Annotated in this window: 13 protein-coding genes; 5 read left to right on the forward strand and 8 right to left on the reverse strand. The window is 71.4% G+C overall.

The window, feature by feature from the left end:
• Position 1: 1 nt before the first annotated feature.
• Both ACFPCV_RS05175 and ACFPCV_RS05180 read right to left on the reverse strand, forming a co-directional pair.
• Complete coding sequence (locus ACFPCV_RS05175) at positions 2-2,746, reverse strand: AAA family ATPase (RefSeq protein WP_378054839.1); 2,745 nt, start codon at positions 2,744-2,746, stop codon at positions 2-4.
• Between the two features lie 97 nt (positions 2,747-2,843).
• Complete coding sequence (locus ACFPCV_RS05180; RefSeq protein WP_378054840.1) at positions 2,844-3,659, reverse strand: hypothetical protein; 816 nt, start codon at positions 3,657-3,659, stop codon at positions 2,844-2,846.
• A 147-nt stretch (positions 3,660-3,806) separates the two neighbouring features.
• Between ACFPCV_RS05180 and ACFPCV_RS05185 the strand changes: the two genes are divergently transcribed.
• A complete protein-coding gene (locus tag ACFPCV_RS05185) occupies positions 3,807-4,061 on the forward strand; it encodes a hypothetical protein (protein ID WP_378054841.1) in 255 nt (84 codons plus the stop codon).
• Positions 4,062-4,071: 10 nt separating this feature from the next.
• Here ACFPCV_RS05185 and ACFPCV_RS05190 read toward each other — a convergent pair whose 3' ends face one another.
• Together ACFPCV_RS05190 and ACFPCV_RS05195 are read right to left on the reverse strand one after the other, a co-directional pair.
• Complete coding sequence (locus ACFPCV_RS05190; RefSeq protein ID WP_378054842.1) at positions 4,072-7,185, reverse strand: AfsR/SARP family transcriptional regulator; 3,114 nt, start codon at positions 7,183-7,185, stop codon at positions 4,072-4,074.
• Between the two features lie 883 nt (positions 7,186-8,068).
• Entirely contained in the window at positions 8,069-9,205 is a 1,137-nt protein-coding gene (locus tag ACFPCV_RS05195) for an epoxide hydrolase family protein (RefSeq protein WP_378054843.1), read from the reverse strand.
• A gap of 60 nt (positions 9,206-9,265) precedes the next feature.
• Between ACFPCV_RS05195 and ACFPCV_RS05200 the strand changes: the two genes are divergently transcribed.
• The 4 genes from ACFPCV_RS05200 to ACFPCV_RS05215 all read left to right on the forward strand — a co-directional run bounded on the left by ACFPCV_RS05200 (position 9,266) and on the right by ACFPCV_RS05215 (position 12,852).
• Positions 9,266-10,213, forward strand: coding sequence for a helix-turn-helix transcriptional regulator (locus ACFPCV_RS05200; protein ID WP_378054844.1), 948 nt, complete (start codon positions 9,266-9,268; stop codon positions 10,211-10,213).
• A 348-nt stretch (positions 10,214-10,561) separates the two neighbouring features.
• Positions 10,562-10,906: a DUF6355 family natural product biosynthesis protein gene (locus ACFPCV_RS05205; protein WP_378054845.1), complete on the forward strand. Its 345-nt coding sequence runs from the start codon at positions 10,562-10,564 to the stop codon at positions 10,904-10,906.
• 389 nt (positions 10,907-11,295) lie between these two features.
• Entirely contained in the window at positions 11,296-12,255 is a 960-nt protein-coding gene (locus tag ACFPCV_RS05210; RefSeq protein ID WP_378054846.1) for an ArsR/SmtB family transcription factor, read from the forward strand.
• Between the two features lie 165 nt (positions 12,256-12,420).
• Entirely contained in the window at positions 12,421-12,852 is a 432-nt protein-coding gene (locus tag ACFPCV_RS05215; protein WP_378054847.1) for an ATP-binding protein, read from the forward strand.
• Between the two features lie 227 nt (positions 12,853-13,079).
• On the opposite strand, the gene ACFPCV_RS05220 is transcribed toward ACFPCV_RS05215, so the two are convergent.
• From ACFPCV_RS05220 to ACFPCV_RS05235, 4 genes are all read right to left on the reverse strand, one after another.
• A complete protein-coding gene (locus tag ACFPCV_RS05220) occupies positions 13,080-14,417 on the reverse strand; it encodes a tetratricopeptide repeat protein (protein WP_378054848.1) in 1,338 nt (445 codons plus the stop codon).
• Positions 14,414-15,652: an ATP-binding protein gene (locus ACFPCV_RS05225; RefSeq protein ID WP_378054849.1), complete on the reverse strand. Its 1,239-nt coding sequence runs from the start codon at positions 15,650-15,652 to the stop codon at positions 14,414-14,416. Before ACFPCV_RS05225 ends, ACFPCV_RS05220 begins: the two co-directional genes overlap by 4 nt.
• Positions 15,649-16,092, reverse strand: a complete 444-nt coding sequence (locus ACFPCV_RS05230) for a hypothetical protein (RefSeq protein WP_378054850.1) — start codon at positions 16,090-16,092, stop codon at positions 15,649-15,651. Before ACFPCV_RS05230 ends, ACFPCV_RS05225 begins: the two co-directional genes overlap by 4 nt.
• Positions 16,093-16,652: 560 nt before the next feature.
• Entirely contained in the window at positions 16,653-17,288 is a 636-nt protein-coding gene (locus ACFPCV_RS05235) for a cupin domain-containing protein (protein WP_378054851.1), read from the reverse strand.
• Between the last annotated feature and the right edge of the window lie 67 nt (positions 17,289-17,355).

The raw sequence follows: 17,355 nt of genomic DNA on the forward strand, positions 1-17,355 counted from the left end.
GTCACCGGGACAGGGCCACGCGGGTCCGGGTCTCCGCGACAGCGGGCGGCAACTCGGTCGGCAGATCGGTGCGCCTGGTCACGTTCAGCTTGCGGTACACCCGGGTCAGGTGCTGCTCCACCGTGCTCACGGTGATGTAGAGCCGCCGTCCGATCTCCCGGTTGGTGTGACCGTGCGCTGCCAGCTCGGCGACCTTGCGCTCGGCCGCCGACAGCGACGTCGCGCAGACGGCGTCACTGTCGAAGCCGGTCCGCGCCTCCTGCACGGGCGCGGGCACGACCTCGTCGGCGAGCAGGCCGGCCTGGCACACCTTGGCCAGCTGGGTCACCTTGCGCAGCACCATCCTGGCGCTGGCGAGCTGACCGCGCTCCTGGTGGGTCCGGCTCAACTCGGCCAGCGACCTGGCCAGCTCCAACCGGTCGGCGCAGCGCTCCAGGTGCCGGACCGACTCGTTCAGCAACACCGTGCGGTCCTTCGCGTCCTTGCAGGAGGCCAGTACCCGCAGCGCGATGCCCACCCCTCGGGTGCCGCCCGGCGTCCTGGCGCGGTTGAGCTGCTCGGTCGCGTACGCCCGGGCCTCCCGGTGCCGTCCCAGCCGCTGCAGCGCCTGCGCCAGGTCGCCCCGCCACGGCGCGGCGGCAGGGACGTCCAGCTCACGACCGCGCGCCCAGCTCGCGCACCGCTCGAACTCCTCGAGGGCCGCCAGGGTGCGGCCGGCCGCGAGGTGGCAGTGCCCGCTGGCGTGGGCGTACCGCGCGCCGAACGTGGTGGCCGCCATCGCCTCGGGCACCGGACGTGACAGCAGCGCGGTCGCCTGCTCGGTGTTGCCCATCGCGGTCTCGGCGAGGATCAGCACCGACAGCGGGTACCCGATCAGCACGCCCCAGCTCTGCGCGGTCAGCATGCCCAGCGCCTCGGTCGCCTTCGCCCTGGCGGCCACCAGGTCACCGCGGCGCAGCGCGGTGTCGGCGGCAACGCACTTCAGCAGCGCCCGCCCCGTCGTCGCGCCATGACGGGTGGCCTCGTCGGCCAGCGCGGCCGACGCGCGCATCGCCCGCTCCGGCCGGTCCACGTCGTCCAGGGCCAGCAGCGCGGTCGCCACGACCTCCGGCGGGACGTCCCCGACCCGGCCCTGCAGCACGTGCTCGGCCCTGGGCACGACCTCCCGTGCCGAGCCCCGGGCCCACGCCCGGTGCAGCAGCGCGGTGTGCACCCACGGGTTGGCCGACGCGGCCTTCTCCTGGGCCGTCAGGAGGGCGTGCGCCTCGGCGGGAACCTGGTCGCGCAGCGACCCGTAGATCCACTCGCAGGTGAGCCGCAGTTCGGCGGCGGTGCGCACATCCAGGGGCCCGGCGGTGGCCGACGCGACGACCAGATGGTCCATCGCGGCCCCCAGGTCGCCCTGCCACAGCAGGTGCCGGATCACCGGGACCGCGTCGCGCCACGCCAGGTTCCCGGCCAGCAACGCGTCCCGCAGCGGCGGCAGGTGCCGGGCACCCGAGGAGGGGTTCACCCGCCACGCGATCCGCACCAGCGCGGCACGCAGCGCCGTCCGGTCCTTCTCGTCCCCGGTGGCGCGCAGCGCCAGATCGAGGCATTTCACCGCCAGTGCCGCGTCGTCCACCGTGACCTGTTCGGCGGCCTGGCGCAGCACGCGCACCGCCCACTGTCCCGGCGCGGTGTCGGCGGCGACGAGGTGGCGTGCCACGCCGACGGCGTCCACACCGTGCTTGTCGAGCAGTTCGGCGGCGCGGGCGTGCAGCTCGGCGGCGCTGTCGGGCGGCAGGGCGCCGAGGACCGTCGCGGTGATCGCCGGGTGACGTAATCGCCAGCCGTCGGCGATGGCGGCGCAGGACAGCACGTCGACGAGCTGGGCGGCCAGCGCGGCGTGCATGCCGAGCAGCTCGGCGACCAGTTCGGCACCGGCGTGCCCGCCGAGCACGGCGAGCCCGCCCGCCACCCGCAGGAGGTCCGGGTCCCACCGGTGCAGGCAGTCCAGGACGGCCCGCCGGAACGCGGGACCCGGCACCGGCCGGTCCGTGCCGGGGTCCAGGTCCCGGAAGTCGGCGACCAACGCGTGCACCAGCGCCGGGTTCCCGCCGCTCAGCGCGTGCAGTGCGGGGGTGAGCATGGCGGCGGCCTTCGGTTCGAGGGCACCGGCCACGATCCGGGCGACGGCCGACTCGGGCAGCGGGCCCAGCCGCACGTCAACGTGAGCCGCCCTGGTCAGCTCCGCCACCGCCAGCGGCCGGGCCATCCCTGGCCGGTCCCACTCACCGAGCACGAGCATGACCCGCGCGGCACGGGCGCGGCGGCGCAGGGTCGTCAGCACCTGGAGGGTCGCGTCGTCGACGAACTGGAGGTCGTCCACCACGACGACCAGGGGGGCGGCCGCGGCCAGGCCGAGCAGGACACCGCAGAGGTCGTGCACGGCACGGACATCGGCGGCCTCCCCGTCGCCGTCCCCGTCGATCAGGCCGGCCACGCCCTCGGGCACGCCGTCGGGCAGTGGGGCGCAGCCGAGCAGCTGCCACACCACACCCATCCGCACGCCCTGCTCCAGCCTCGTCCCGGTCGCGGTGAGCAGGATCGCGCCCTGCCCGGCCGCCTCGTCCGCGAACGCCTGCAGGAGGGTGCTCTTGCCGCCGGCCAGCCCACCGGTGACCAGCACCGTTGCGCCCCTACCCGCGACACACTCCGCGAAGGCACCGCGGAGCTGGGATAACTCGGTACGCCTGTCGACCATGGGACTTCTCACTTTCCACTCTCGGGAGCGAGGGAAGCGCCGAAAGCGGACCTCGCGTCGAACCGGACGGGGGAAGGGCGGCGGGGAAGCGCAGGCATCAGCCGGCCAGCCAGACGCCGCAGCCGCGGGCCACGGCGGACTCGTGCAGCGACCGGGCGAGCGCGGCTGTCGGGGCGCCCGCGGTGAGCAGCTCGACCAGCAGGACCTGCTCGTCCCTGCTCCGGCCGGGGTGCTCGCCGCGCAGCACCTGGCCGAGTTCGGCGTCGACCACCCGGTCGCCTGCGAGCCGGGCGTCGTCCACATAGGTCTGGTCCGCCGCGATGGCGCCCGCCACGGCGTCCCCGCTGGCGTCCACCACCAGCGCACCGGGGTCCAGCGCGTCGGCGGTGAGCGGCGCGCCGTCGGGACCGCCGACCACGACGAGGGCGGCGCCCCGCACCGCGCACCGCACGTCCTCGACGACGGACAGGGCCACTCCCGACAGGTCGGCAGCGGCTACCAGAGCGGGGTCGGCCGGCACGCCCCGCGCCGCGCTCGACGGGCACAGCGCGATGCGGTCGACCCGGGGAAACTGGTCGACGAGGAGAACGAGAAGAGGATCGCGGCCGGACCACGAGCCAACCAGCACCGCGGTCACGGGCCCAGCGGCCACCGTCAGCTCTCGCGCGGCCAGCACGGTCAGGGCGGCCGTCCGGCAGTCCCTCAGGCCGGCGGCCGGGAACACGCAGCGCGGCCTGCCCCTCGCGTCCTCGAGCACCACCAGCTCGGGGTCGTCGTACCCGGGTACCAGGCGCGAGCCGTCGTCGTGGCGATCCGTGCCACGGAGTTCCTCGGCGACCAGGTCGACCGCGGCGACGCTGCCCAGGGCGCCTGTCATGTCCCGCCCACTGAGCTGGATCAACGGTGTTGCCATCTGCGTCCCCTGACGTGTTCGCGAGGCGGTCGGGACGAAGAGTCGACCCCCGGTCTACCAAGCCTCTACCGGTTCGTTGAGAGGGACCGAGGAGAGCGGTCCGGCCAACTGGTGCCAGCAACGGACGCCAGCACTCAGGGAGTGGACATGAACAAGGTCTCGAAGCTCGCCACCCAGGTCGCCGCCAAGGTCGCCAAGGTCGCTGCCGCGACCGCCGCGGGCATCGCGGGGATCAGCGCCGTGGTCGTCCTCACGGCCTCCGGCGGCACCGCGGCGGCGGACGGCGGCTGCCTCGACGACATGCACTGGGTGGTCTGCCCGACCCTGGACGAGGTCACGGACACCGTCGACGACATCACCGACGGCATCGCCGACGACATCACCCACGACATGCACTGGTGACGCGGGGGCCTCACCCGGCGTCGAGCTGGGACAGCAAGCGGGTGGCCTCCTGGGAGTCCAGGCCGCTCAACAGGGACCGGGCGCGATCCGCCCGCTCACCCGCCACCACCGGCTCCCCCATCCCCGCGTGCATCCCCGACTGCAGGATCAACGTCTTGGCGTGCCAGAGCGCCGAACCGAGGTCCTCGAAGACCACGCGGGCCGCGTCCAGATGCAGCGTCCCGGTCTCGTCGTCGCCCCGGCCCAGGCTGATCTCGCCGAGAACGTAGCGCGACTGCCCCTCCACCAACCGCTCCCCCAGCCCCAGTGCCAGGTCCAGCGCGGCGTGCAGCGCGGTCTCCGCCTCCTCGGCCCTGCCCTCCCGGTACAGCGCCACCCCGAGCCCGTACTGGGCGTACGCCTCCCCCATCCGGTCGCCGATCTGGTGCACGATGTCGCGCACCCGGGACAGGTCCCACTGCGCCTCGACCACCGCACCCGACTCCAGACGCAGGTTCGCGTACCGGTACAGCACCTGTGCCTCGCCGCGCAGACATCCGACCTCGCGGCAGATCGCCAGCGCGCTGTCGAGCAGCTCCGCCGCGAGCTCCCCGTCCCCCTCGTTCCCGCGGAACTCCGCCACGCTGCGCAGCACCTGCGCCTCGCCCATGCGGTCACCGTGCTCGCGCAGCAGCGCCAACGACTCGGTGTACTTCTCCAGCATCGTCGCCGAGTCGCCGTGCAGCCTGTCGATGATGGCCGAGTTGCGCAGCACCAGCGCCCGGCCGTGGCCGTCCCCGACCACGGAGAAGATCTTCAACGCCTCGGCGAAGCACATACCGGCGTCGGCCAGCCGCTTCTGCGCCAGGTTCAGCGTGCCCAGCGAGTAGAGCATCGCCGCGTAGCCGCGCCGGTTGCCCGCCCGGCGGGTCACGTCGAGGCCGAGCGACGCGGTCTCCCGCCAGTAGTCGTAGTAGCCCTTGACCTCGAACAGCGTGATCGACGTCAGAGCCAGGTCCCAGCACAGCTCGTCCAGCCCGGCCGCCGCGGCCTGGCGGACGGCGTCGACCAGGTCCGCCCGCTCGGAATCCCACCACGCCATCGGGTTCTTCGACCGGTCGCGGCGCACGCGGCCCGGCACACGCCACCGCGGCGCGGTCCCGTGCAGGGTCGTGTAGTCGCCGCCGTACTCGTCGCGGTGCGCGTCCTCCGCGAGGGCGAGCCAGCCGCCCACCACCCGCTCCAGCGCGGCCGACCGCTCGTCGGCGCTCTCGGTCACGGTGAGCTGCTCCACCGCGTAGATCCTTATCAGGCTGTGGAACCGGTAGCGCAGCCGCTCGCCGGGAAAGTCGACCACGTCGAGCAGCTGGGCCTCGACCAGCTGCTCGATCACGTCCTCGGCGTCGACCAGGTCGGTGCCGAGCAGGGCGGCGGCCATCCACGTCGGGAAGTCCGCCGCCCGCACCACCGCGAACAACCGCATCAGGCGCTTGGCCCGCTCCGGCAGGCTGCGGTAGGTCAGGTCGATGTTGAAGCGCAGACCATAGCCGCGGTAGGTGAACTCGTCGAGTCTGCCGACCTCGTCCTCCAGCCGGGCGACCAGCGCGGCCACCCGCCAGTGCGGCCGCGACTCCAGCCGGGCGCCCGCGATCCGCAGCGCCAGCGGCAGACCGCCGCACAGCGCGACCAGTTCCTCGACCGAGCCGGTCTCGGCGGCCACCCGCCGGGGACCGATGATCTTCGCGAGCAGGCCGGTGGACGCCTCGGTGCCGAGCACGTCGATGTCGAACCACTGCGCGCCGAACAACCCGGGCAGGCGCATCCGGCTCGTCGCGATCACCGCGCACGTCGCACTGCCCGGCAGCAGCGGCACCACGTCCGCTTCACTGGTGACGTCGTCCAGCACCACCAGCACCCGCTTGTCGGCCAGCAGGCTCCGGTACATCTCGGCCCGCTCCTGCGTGTCGTCCGGCACGGCCGCGCCGTTGACCCCGAGCGAACGCAGGAAACGCGCCAGCAACGCCGCCGCCGGATCGTCCATTCCGGAATGGTTCTGCAGGTCGCCGTAGAGCTGCCCGTCGGGGAACTGCTCGCGCAGCTCGTGTGCCACCCGCACGGCCAGGCTCGACTTGCCGACACCGCCCTTGCCGGAGATACCCACGATCCGTACCGCGTAGGCGCCCTGGGCGCCCTCGGGGGCGATGGTCGCCTTGATCGCCTCGATCTGCTCATCGCGGCCGGTGAAGTCGGCGATGCTGGCCGGCAGTTGACGCGGCACGGGCACCCGGTCGGCGGGCGTCCGCTGCGCCCCCTCCGGCGGGAGCGGCGCGGGCGCCGCCTTCACCGTTGCGGGCGCCTGCGGGGTGAAGTCCAGCGACGGGTCGCGGTTGAGGATCGCGGTCTCGAGCTTGTCCAGGTCGTGTCCTGGCTCGATGCCCAGTTCGTCGGCCAGGACCGCCCTGGTCCGCCTGGCGGCGTCGAGCGCGTCGGCCTGCCTGCCGCAGCGGTAGAGCGCGATCATCCGCAGCTCCGCCAACCGCTCGTTGTACGGGTGCTCCTCGACCAGGGCGGCCAGCTCGCTGATCACCGTCTCGTGCCGCCCGAGGGCGAGGTCGAGCCGCACCCGCTCCTCGATCGCGGCGACCCGCCCGTCCTCGAACGAGGCCGCGCCGCGCTGCACCAGTTCGCTGTTGATGTCGGCCAGCATCGGGCCGCGCCACAGCGCCAGCGCCGCGCGCAGCGTCCCGGCGGCGTCCTCGTGCAACTCCCCGCGTGCCTGCGCCCGCCCCTCGGCGACCAGCGCGGTGAACTCCTGGCTGTCCAGGTCGGTGGCCGGCATCTGCAGGAGATAGCCGGGTGGCTTGGTCTGAATGGCCTCCGGGCGACCCGCGTCATGGGTGAACAGCTTGCGCAGACCGGAGATGCACGTCTGGATCTGGGCGCGCGCCGTCGACGGCGGCTCCTCGTCCCACAGCGCGTCGACCAGCGAATCGATGGGCGTCACCCGGTTGACGTTGAGCGCGAGCATGGCGAGTACCACCCGCTGTCGCGGCCCACCGATGTTCACCGACCTGCGGCCCACCACGACTTCGAGCGGACCAAGCAGCCGCAACTTCATCAACGCCCCCGGCAAAGCCCGCCGCACCTTCTCAAACGTGAAATCGATTCTAACCCTATCGGTGCCACGTCAGGCCCATGTCCCGCACGGTCTCATACATCCGCTCGCCGCAGGGGATGTGGTTGGCCGTAACCTACTGCTCCAATCAGATGACGAGCCATCCTCCCCCGATAACTCAGTCCAAACTGGACGTCAAGCACCGCGCCACCGGCCGCCGGACCAGCCCCGCGTCGCCCTGAGCCGGGCACGGTCATTCACGAAGCCGAGCAGCAACCGTTACCGGAAGTTTCCTTGACACACAAGAACTGCGCCCCGGCGCACTCCCCCTCCCGCCGGCGTCGCCCGACACGCCGGGGCCACCCACGACCTGCGCACGTGGTCGTGTTTGGGCGGCAGGTGCACGCCACGGCATCCTCGGCGGCCCGGGGACGCCGAGTGGCACGGTGGCACCGGACCATGAGCACCGCCGAGGTCGTGACGGCAGGGCAGCAGCCGTCAGCGGTTGCACGAAGAGGTGCGCCCCGGGCACCGCGCGTGTCGGCGCACACGCTCGGCCTACGTTGTCGGCAGCCGGACCACCACCGGTAGATCGTCCGACAGCGGACCTCGCGCGCATCGGTGCGATGCTCAGTGGACAGACCGGAACACCAAGGCCGGCTCGTCCACATCGGAGCCTTCGACACCGGGCGATGCACTGCCTGGACCGCGAACGCGCTGCGGCACAAGGAATCGACCGATCACCGCCACCAAGTACCACGACGCGAACATGGACCTCGCGCTGCGCGGCCCGGAGCGGAAGACGACATCCGCAGCCGACAGTCCGGCGGAAACGCGCGAATCCGCCACTCGGCCTCAGCACGAGCTTGCCGAGCCCGCGGCGCGGGCTCGGCAAGCTCTCGGTTCCGTGATGTCAGCGCAGTGCGGCGAAGAACGCCCGGATGTCGTCCGCGACATCTTCGGGCACCTCGAGTGCGGCGAAGTGGCCGCCCTTCTCGAAGCGGCTCCAGTGCACGATGTTGGAGTTGTCCCGTTCCGCGAACACCCTGATGGTCTGGAAGTCGTCGGCGAACACGGCCACGCCGGTCGGAGCGGCGTTGACCGGGACCGGCTCGTCGCCGTCCGCGGCGGCCGCGTTGTCGAAGTAGGACCGGGCCATGCCCGCGGCCGCGTTCGCGAACCAGGCGACGGACACCTCGGTGAGGATCGTCTCCAGCGGCACCAGGGACGTGCCGTTGCCGAAGGAGTTGAACAGCTCGCTGTAGGCGAGCAACCCGACCGGCGAGTCGCTGAGACCGGCCGCGACCGTCTGCGGCCTGCTGGCGTTCATCGTGTTGTAGCCGCCGACCTTCTGGAACCACCGCATGTGCTCCAGACCGGCGTAGTCCCGCGGTTCGAGCCGTTCGAACTCCGCCGGGTCGCCCGACGGGAAGGAGAACAGCTGCAACACGTGCAGACCAAGGAAACCGTCGGGGTTGAGGACACCGAGCTCGCGGGCGACCAGCGCGCCGTGGTCGGAGCCGTGGACGCCGTAGCGCTGGTAGCCGAGCCTGCGCATGAGGGTGTCGTAGGCGCGGGCCACCCGGGCGGTGGTCCAGCCCGCTTCGGTGACCGGGTTCGAGAAACCGAAGCCGGGCGCGTCCGGCACCACGACGTGGAACGCGTCCTCGGCGCGCCCGCCGTGGGCGACGGGGTCGGTGAGCCGGTCGATCAGGTCGAGGTAGTCGACCGACGAGCCCGGGTAGGTGTGCGCGAGCAGCAGCGGCGTCGCGCCGGCGTGCGGCGACTCGACGTGGATGAAGTGGATCTGCTGGTTGTCGATCCCGGTGGTGAAGTGCGGATGGGCGTTGATGCGCTCCTGGGCGGCGTGCCAGTCGAACACGCGCCACGCCGTCACGGCCGCACGCAGGTAGTGGTTGGGAGTGCCGTGCTCCCAGGTGTCGCCCGGCGCCGGCTGCGGCAGGCGGGTGCGGTCGAGGCGACCGGTCAGGTCGTCGAGCTCGGCCTGGGTGACCTCGATGCGGAAGGGGCGGATCTCCGTGTTCGTCATGGCACAGACGCTATAGTCCGTATAGGAAAGCTTCGTTCCTATACGGTGGAGGTTCTCGATGTGACCGCCGACACATCCGCACGTCTCCTGGCGCTGCTCGCGCTTCTCCAGTCACGCCCGTCGTGGAGCGGCACCGAACTCGCCGACCAGCTGGGCGTCACGACCCGCACCATCCGCAACGACGTGGAGCGCCTGCGCGTGCTCGACTACCCCGTCGAGGCCACCCGCGGCGCGACCGGCGGCTACCGACTCGGCGCGGGTGGCAAGCTCCCTCCCCTGCTCCTGGACGACGAGGAGGCGGTGGCCGTGGTGATCGGATTGCGCGCGGGCCGGGGCATCGCCGGGCTCGAGACGTCCAGCGCCCGCGCGCTGGCCAAGCTCGAACAGGTCCTGCCACCACGCCTGCGGCCGACGGTGGACGCGCTGACCTCGGTCGTCGACCACGCACCGGAGAACACCGGCACCGACGCCCCGGACCCCGAGGTCGACCCCGGCGTGCTGCGCGCCATCGCCATCGCGATCCACGACGTCGAGTGGTTCCGCTTCGACTACCGGGACACCTCGCGACTCGTCGAGCCCTACCGCCTGCTCGCCTGGCAACGACGCTGGTACCTCGTCGCCCGCGACCCGTCCAGCGACGAGTGGGACGTCTACCGCGCCGACTGGATCGCCCCACGGATGCGCACCCACCGCCGATTCACCCCCACCCCCCTCCCCGACGACGACTACACGACCTTCACGATGCGCCGCGTCGCGTCCAGCGGCTGGCAGGTGCACGCCCGCCTGCGGATCGAGGCACCGGCCCAGGCCGTCCTCGACCGGATCAACCCCGCCGTCGGTGTGGTCGAGGCGATCACCGACACCACCTCGGTCCTGGTCACCGGCGCCGACTCACTGGACACGATCGCGGCCTACATCGGCATGCTCGGCATGGACTTCACCGTCGAGTCACCCGGCGAGCTCAGGACACTGCTGCACACCCTCGCGGAGCGCTACACCCGCGCCTGATACCAGCCGCCGGTCCCGTTGGGACCGGTGAGCGCCGACGCTGCTCCACCCGCGCCGCCTGCCACCCGAGCCCGATCGGCCTGCTGTTCATCTGCTTCAACGCGTTCGCAGGATGTCCACGACCACGTTGTCCACAATGGACGAGTGGGATGTGCTTCGTCACCACGACCACGTCAGGAAACTTTCCCTCCCCTGCCGGGTTTCGGCGCGGACCGGCCCCTCGGCTCGGCGCTGGGGCGTCGAGTGACCGGTTTCGACCAGGATTGAAACGTCTGGTCCCGGTCTCCGGTCCGCTGCCACACTTTCCGCGCTGACCATCAGTTGCAGAAGGGGAGATCCGTGCTTCGAATGTTCACGCGCGTGGCGGTCGCCGTCGCCGTCGCCGCCGGGGGACTGTTCGCCACCACCGGCTCGGCCACCGCGTCCACTGACACGACCATCACCGCGCCAACCATCACGACTGTCGCCGCGCCCGTCACCGCCGCGGACGATCCGTGCGGCTACTGGCGGGAGGGGAACTGGCTGACCGGGTACAGCTACTGGTACCGCCACTGCGCGAGCACCACGGTGTGGGTGCACATCACCTACTACGACGGCGGCTTCGAGGACACCTGCTTCGGCCCGTGGGAGAAGCGCCAGCTGTCGTGGCGAACCAACGGCGCCCACTCCGCAGGCCACCTGTGCGGAGGCTGAGGTAACCCCAGAGGGCGGCATCACCGATCGCGGTGGTGCCGCCCCCAGCCGACCGCCGGCTCCCGCGGTCGTGAACCTGCCGCGGGCCCGGCTGCCCGCAGCACGCTGCCCGCGCCGACACGGTGTGTGCCGACGAGCCCGCGCCAAGGCGGCTGACCTCTTTCCCACCGTCCGGCCCCTGGATCCCGCTCCAGGGGCCGGACTTGTCCCGCATGGCGGGAACCACGATTTCGTCCTGCGTTCAACTACTTTGGCATTATGCTGTTATAAGTCCTGCTGGGGTGGGCGGGTTGGGGAACATCAAGGGGTGGGCAGTGCTGCGGGTGCATTTCACGGTGGGGGACCTTGCTCGGGTACGCGTTATCGATGAGCCGCATCCGTTGTGGGAGGTGCTGCTGAGCCTGCACCTGTTGCAGACCCAGCAGGGTGCCGTGGCGTTCGGCGGCTGGCGTCGCGGCGTGCGGTCGAGCCCGCCGCCGCTGGTGCGGATGCTGACGACGTTGGCCCGCCCGAAGGGGTACTCACCGGACTTCCTCACCCCGCCGATCGACGCGCTGGACCTCGACACCGCGCTGGAGACGGTGCTCGGCACCGACAAGCGCAGGCTTCGCACCGACATCGGTGTGCTCGCGACGGAGGTGGCCGTGCCGGCGTGGGTGGGCGGCGTCGCGGGCGGGGACGTCGCCACGCTGGGGCGTCTGGCCGAGGCCGTCCGGGACTATCACGCGGTGGCCCTGGCGCCACACTGGCCGGTGATCCGGGCGCAGGTGCGGGCGAGCTGGTCCCGTCGTGCCGAGCTCGCGGTGAGCGGCGGGGTCGGGCACATGCTGGACACGCTTCATCCCGGCGCGCGGTGGGACGGGTCGGTGCTGGAGGTGCCGTATCCGGTCGAGCAGGATCTGCGTCTGGGCGGCCGTGGCCTCACGCTCGTGCCGTCCTTCTTCTGCTGGCAGCACCCGATCACGCTCGTCGACCCGGATCACCGGCCGACGCTGGTGTACCCGGTGGAGCGCAGCCTCGACTGGGCGATCGGCGAGCCCCAGTCCAGACCGCGCCCGCAGTCACTGGGCGCCCTGCTGGGCCGCACCCGCGCGGCGGTGCTCCTCACGATCGCGGAGCGTCCACATCTGAACACCACCCAGCTCGCCCGCATACTGGACACCTCACCCGCGAGTGCCTCGCAGCACGCGACAGTCCTCCGCGAGGCCGGACTGGTGAACACCCACCGCCACAACGGATCCGCGATACACACCCTGTCCTCCCGCGGCGCGACCCTGCTCGCGGAGCCGCTCCGACAGCAGCCCGGGAACGGCACGACGCCGTCGCGGGTCTCGAAGAGGTCGGCGTAGGGGCTGCCACCGGGCGCGCTGTGGACATACCCGGTGGAGCCCCTGCGAAACTCGTCCGTCCGTGCCCCCGAGAGATCGATTGGGGAGCCGCTCCCACGGGTATGTCCACGACAGTCACGGGCACGTCCATGGTGGACGGAACGCCCATAGGACAGGAGCGTGAGGATGCAGGAGCACCTCCAGGGAACCGCTCGTCAGCCCGCACCGGCAGGCACCGAGTGCGACCTCGACGAGTCGTTGACCTGCGACAACCTCGCCGGTGTTCGCCGTAAGATCGCCCGCGTCCTGACCGGCACGGCACGGGAACTGGTCCAGGACGTCGAGCTGGTCGCCACCGAGCTCGCGTCCAACGCCTGCGAACACGCCGAGGACCCCCGGCAGCTGCGGCTGCGCCGGGACGTGACGCAGCACGACCAGACCCTGCTCATCGAGGTGTGGGACGCGACTCCGGACCGGACGCCGATGGTCGGCACGTCCAGCCTGGGCGACCACCGCGGGCGCGGCATGACCCTGGTGACGAAGCTGTGCGACGACTGGGGCGTGCGCATGGACTCCGAGCGCAAGGTCGTGTGGGGTCGCATGCGGCTGGCGCACTGAGCCCTGGCGAGTCGCTTGTCCCCGGGCTCAACCCGCCATGGGACCGTCGCACGCGGGACCAGGCGTTCGGCCGGGTGCAGCGCGCTGCCGTCCTCCAGATCAGGGGCTCCTGGGTCCAGCACAACTCTGCCGGACGGTCCAGCCGGGGAAGAGCCCGCGCAGTTCCGCGTACGCCGCGGAGTGCCCGGACGCACCCAGCGCGGCGTACATCGTCGCGATGACGCCGGTCAGCGACGTTCCTGGGACAAGGGCAGGTCGGTCGGGAGATCCTCGGCCTTCCGGGGTGCCGGTCGCGGGTCCGGACCACCGAAGTCGGCCACCCGGTCCCAGATCCAGTCGGCCATCGTCGCGGCGACGGGCTCGTCGGGTTGTCCGGGTCGACGCCTGACCAGCGCCCCGAACGCGACGACGACCAGGTACGCCCCGGCGTCGTCGGTCATCACCTGTTCCCAGGTCTCGTTCTCCGGCCAGTCCGGGTGCGCTGCCGGGTCGGCCTCGATCTCGGTGCTCATGGCGATGATCTCGGCCGCTGACATGAGGCGGAACGGCTCGGCCAGCGCCCAGGCGGCACCGGAGCCGGGCTGCTGGCCGTCGTGCCAGGCCACCAGATCCTCCGCGACCATGGCGCCGATCTTGTCGCCCTCGGGCTCGGCGGAGATCGACGCTCCTGGTCGCAGGGTGGCGCGCAGGTCGGCGGGCAGCACGTCGTCCAGGGCCGCCAGCGCGGAAGCCAGGTCGACGCCGAGCATCTGGTCGCGGAGTTGCCGCCACGCCAGTTCGATCACCCCGGAGCGCCGGATGTCCTCCAGGGTGATGTCCTTGGCGTGCGCGTTCTCGACGATCCGTCGCATCGTCCGGGCCGTCTCCACCAGGTTCTGCAGCAGGTCTTCGGTCGGGTTCTCGCGCAGCAGCCGCAGACCGAGTTGTTCGGCGTCGGCGAACCGGTACTGCACCAGGTAGGCCCAGCCGAGCATCAGAGCGACCCAGGAGTTCGCCGCATCGGCCCGGATGGCCTCCTCGGCCGCGGGGACGAACCGGTCGGGTGGTGCGAAGCTCCCCAACAGGTACACCGCGCGTTTGCCGAGCGCGTTGCCGAGTTCGTCCGGCGCCGTCCGAGAGCACAGCGCCACCGCCTCGTCGAGTTGGCGCCACCCGTCCTCGTGCTCCCCGCAGAACGCCTGGGCCGACCCCAGCTCCATCCAGTCGTCCCACTCCTCGTGGTCCTCGCCCAGCACGGTGCGCGCCCACCGCAGCGCCTCGGGATGATCGTGCTCGGCGAACGCCAGATGCCGAAGGGCACGAGCCGCGTTGACGAACTGGTTGTCGCGGCGACCGGCCACCTGGAGGTACAGCCGCCGCGCCTCGTCAGCCTCGCCACAGATCTCACGGTGATTGCCGAGCAACAGCGACACGCTGCTTCGCTCCGGCTGGGCCGCGAGCACCTGCGACGCCAGCTCGGCGATCTTGGGATGCGTCGGCTGCGCTCCGAAGAGCTCCCAGGCCAGGTCCAGGGTCCGCTCCAGGGCATCGTTGTCATCGGCTGCCGTGCGGCCGAAGTCCCTCATCGCATGCCTCGCCTGACCCGGTACGCCCGGAGTTGGTCGAAGGTGCCGTCGTCGATGCCGTACTCCAGCACCGGCGCCACCTGGTCGAACCAGGACGTCGTGGACGGGGTGATGCCGCCGACCGCGGCCAGCATCGCGTCGGTGGTGACCGGCACCAGCTCACCGCTGCTCATCGACTCGACCATCGCCTGCTGCAGGACGGTGGTCGCCAGATGACTGAGGTCAGCACCGGAGAACCCCTCGGTCGCCGCCGAGACGGCAACGACGTCAACGTCGTCGGCCGGCTTGCCCGTCAGCGCGCCCTGGACGATCGCCTCGCGGGCGACCGCGTCCGGTGGCAGCACCAGCACCGTCTTGTCGATCCGGCCCGGTCGACGCAGCGCGGAGTCGATGTCCCACGGCCGGTTCGTCGCGGCCAGGAAGTAGACCCCGTCGTTCGCGCCTGCCACGCCGTCGAGCTCCTCCAGCAGCTGCGTGACGAGCATCCGCATCGACTGCGACCCGCCGCCCCCGGAGGTACGCCTGCCGCCCAGCGCGTCGAACTCGTCGAAGAAGATCACGCACGGCGCTGCCGCGCGTGCGTTGCGGAACACGCTCTGGACCGCCTTCTCGCTCTCCCCGATCCACTTGCTGAGCAGGTCCGCGAGGGTCACGTGGATGAAGGACGCTCCGAGGTCGCCGGCGATCGCCCTGGCGATGAACGTCTTGCCGCAACCGGGCGGGCCGTACATCAGCAGCGACCCGCCCGGCTTCTGCCCGAACGCCGCCGCCAACTCGGGGTTGCGCAGCGGGGCCAGGAACGTGGTGTCCAGGTGCCGCTTGACCTCGGCGAGACCCGCGACGTCGGCCAGCGTCACCGCCGGGCGCTCGGCGTCCCACAGGGACGCTGACACAGCAGCGCTGCCGGCCTGACGGTCCTCGTCGGCCGGGGTCGGAACCGGTCCCCCGGGGCGTACCGCCGGCGCGGATGACGCGGTCGGGAGCGCGGTCTCGGCGGGCGGCGGCGGGTTCGAGGCGCGCAACCGCGCCGCCATCAGCCGGGCGCGCAGCAGCCGGATCCGTGCCGGATCACCACCGAGGGCCTCGAACGCATCCAGTTCGGTGGCGGCACGGCCGCGGTCCTGCTCCAGCAGGAGCGTGACGAAGTCCTCACGCAGCGCCAGGTTGCTGGGATCGGCCTCCACCTCGCGCGCGATCACCTCGACGAAGCGCTCGCCTGAACCGGCGTCGTTCACCGCGCGGCCCTTTCGATCCAGCCCTTGAGCAGCCCCAGGTTGGTCAGCGGGATGTAGTGACCGAGCCGCGGATGGTCCAGCGTCACACCGACGACGCCGGCCTTGCCGAACGAGGCGACGTAGTCGATCGCAGCCGGCATCGGCACGCCGAACAACGGCACCGTGCCACCCTCCGATTCGACCAGCCCGAGAACGCGGGCGGCTTCGTTCGCCCGCACGGCGCTGCTGTAGAGGCAGATCATCGGCCCCTGCCCGGAGGCCACGCCGTAGGGGCGGGATTGGTCGGCCGAGCCCCGCGCGATGAAGAACCAGTGCGCCAAACCGGTCACCTGCTGCCACAGCGCGATCTGTGCGTTCGTGTCTCCCGCTGGCGCTGCTCTGACCGCCTCATCGAGACGGTCCAGCTCGGCCACCATCTCGGGATCGTTGTCTCTGGTCATTCGGTTCTCTCTCGTCTGAGCTCAGCCATCCGCGTTCGCGACCCTGAACGCGCGGACCCGCCCGGGTTCGGGACCAGAGACAAGCATGCCGTCGATCGTGGCGAACAGGCGGTCGAACACGGCACCGTCGACCTGTTTCTTCTCACATCGGCCACATCGACGCCACTGATCGTGTAGCCGCTTCGTCGCGTTCAGTGGTTTCGCTCGCACATCGATGCGATCGTCTGGTGTGGACGCGGAGGACACGTCGGCGGGACGAGACGATCCGGCGTCCTCACGCCGGACGCGGTGATCGAGGACGAGATGGGCCGTGCGTCGGGCGGCAGCCGGCGTCCGTCATGCGGGCCGAGGCCGCGCAACTCGTCGACGGCGCGCCGGTCCCCGGCCGCGGCGGTGTCGAGGCCCGCCACACCGGCGTGCTCACCAACACCGGCTGCGGGTCAGCGCCCCGGTCCCGCCGCCGTAGCGGTGGGTGCGGCGTGCCCCCGTCGGCTTCCTCAGCAGTTCGGTCGCGACCAGCCGGACCGCGTACTCGCCGGCCAGTCGCCGATTTGCAGCGGTCAGCTGGTCAGATGGTGCAGGGCCACCTCGGGTGGGAGTGGCTCCAGTTCCGCGGTCTCCTCCGGGGCGCGATCGAGATACTCCGGGTTGCAGCTCCGATAGCCCATCAGTCGCGCTATCGGCGCGAGAGCCCCGTACAGCACGCGCTGCACCGGCCAGGGCGGGTTGGCATACCTGACCACGTCGGCGAACTCCGGCAACGTCACCGCCCGTTGAAGGAGGTTCGGCACGCCGGCAGCGTTGGTCCTGCCGTCCTGAGCGAGGCCGAAGAGCTGGCGCAGCACCAGTTTCTCGAACCGGTCGGCCTTGTTGCGCAGCTCGCAGATCATGAAGGTCTCTTCGTCGTCGCTGTCGCTGAACCAGCGGTGCACCTTACCCGGAGGGATGAGCACCGTCTGCCCGGCCTCCTTCAGGATGACGTCCCGGCCGGCGATGTGGACACGGAGCCTGCCGCGCACGAGGGTGAATCTCTCTTCGCTGAACGGATGGTTGTGGTAGCCGGCGACGAATCCGCCGGGTTCCACATAGACATCCATGATGATGCGTTCGCCGTTGGTCTGCGACGACGGCGTGCGGATGACGACCTTCTCGCGACACCGGGGGTTGTAGTAGACCTCGCCGGGCTTGACCACCATGTGCTGCTCCCTTTCTTCGACGATCGAGAAGTCGGATTGCCGATGCTGTGAGCCACAGCCTTCTCAG

Source organism: Actinophytocola glycyrrhizae, from assembly GCF_042653545.1.
In the GTDB taxonomy this organism is placed as follows: domain Bacteria; phylum Actinomycetota; class Actinomycetes; order Mycobacteriales; family Pseudonocardiaceae; genus Actinophytocola; species Actinophytocola glycyrrhizae.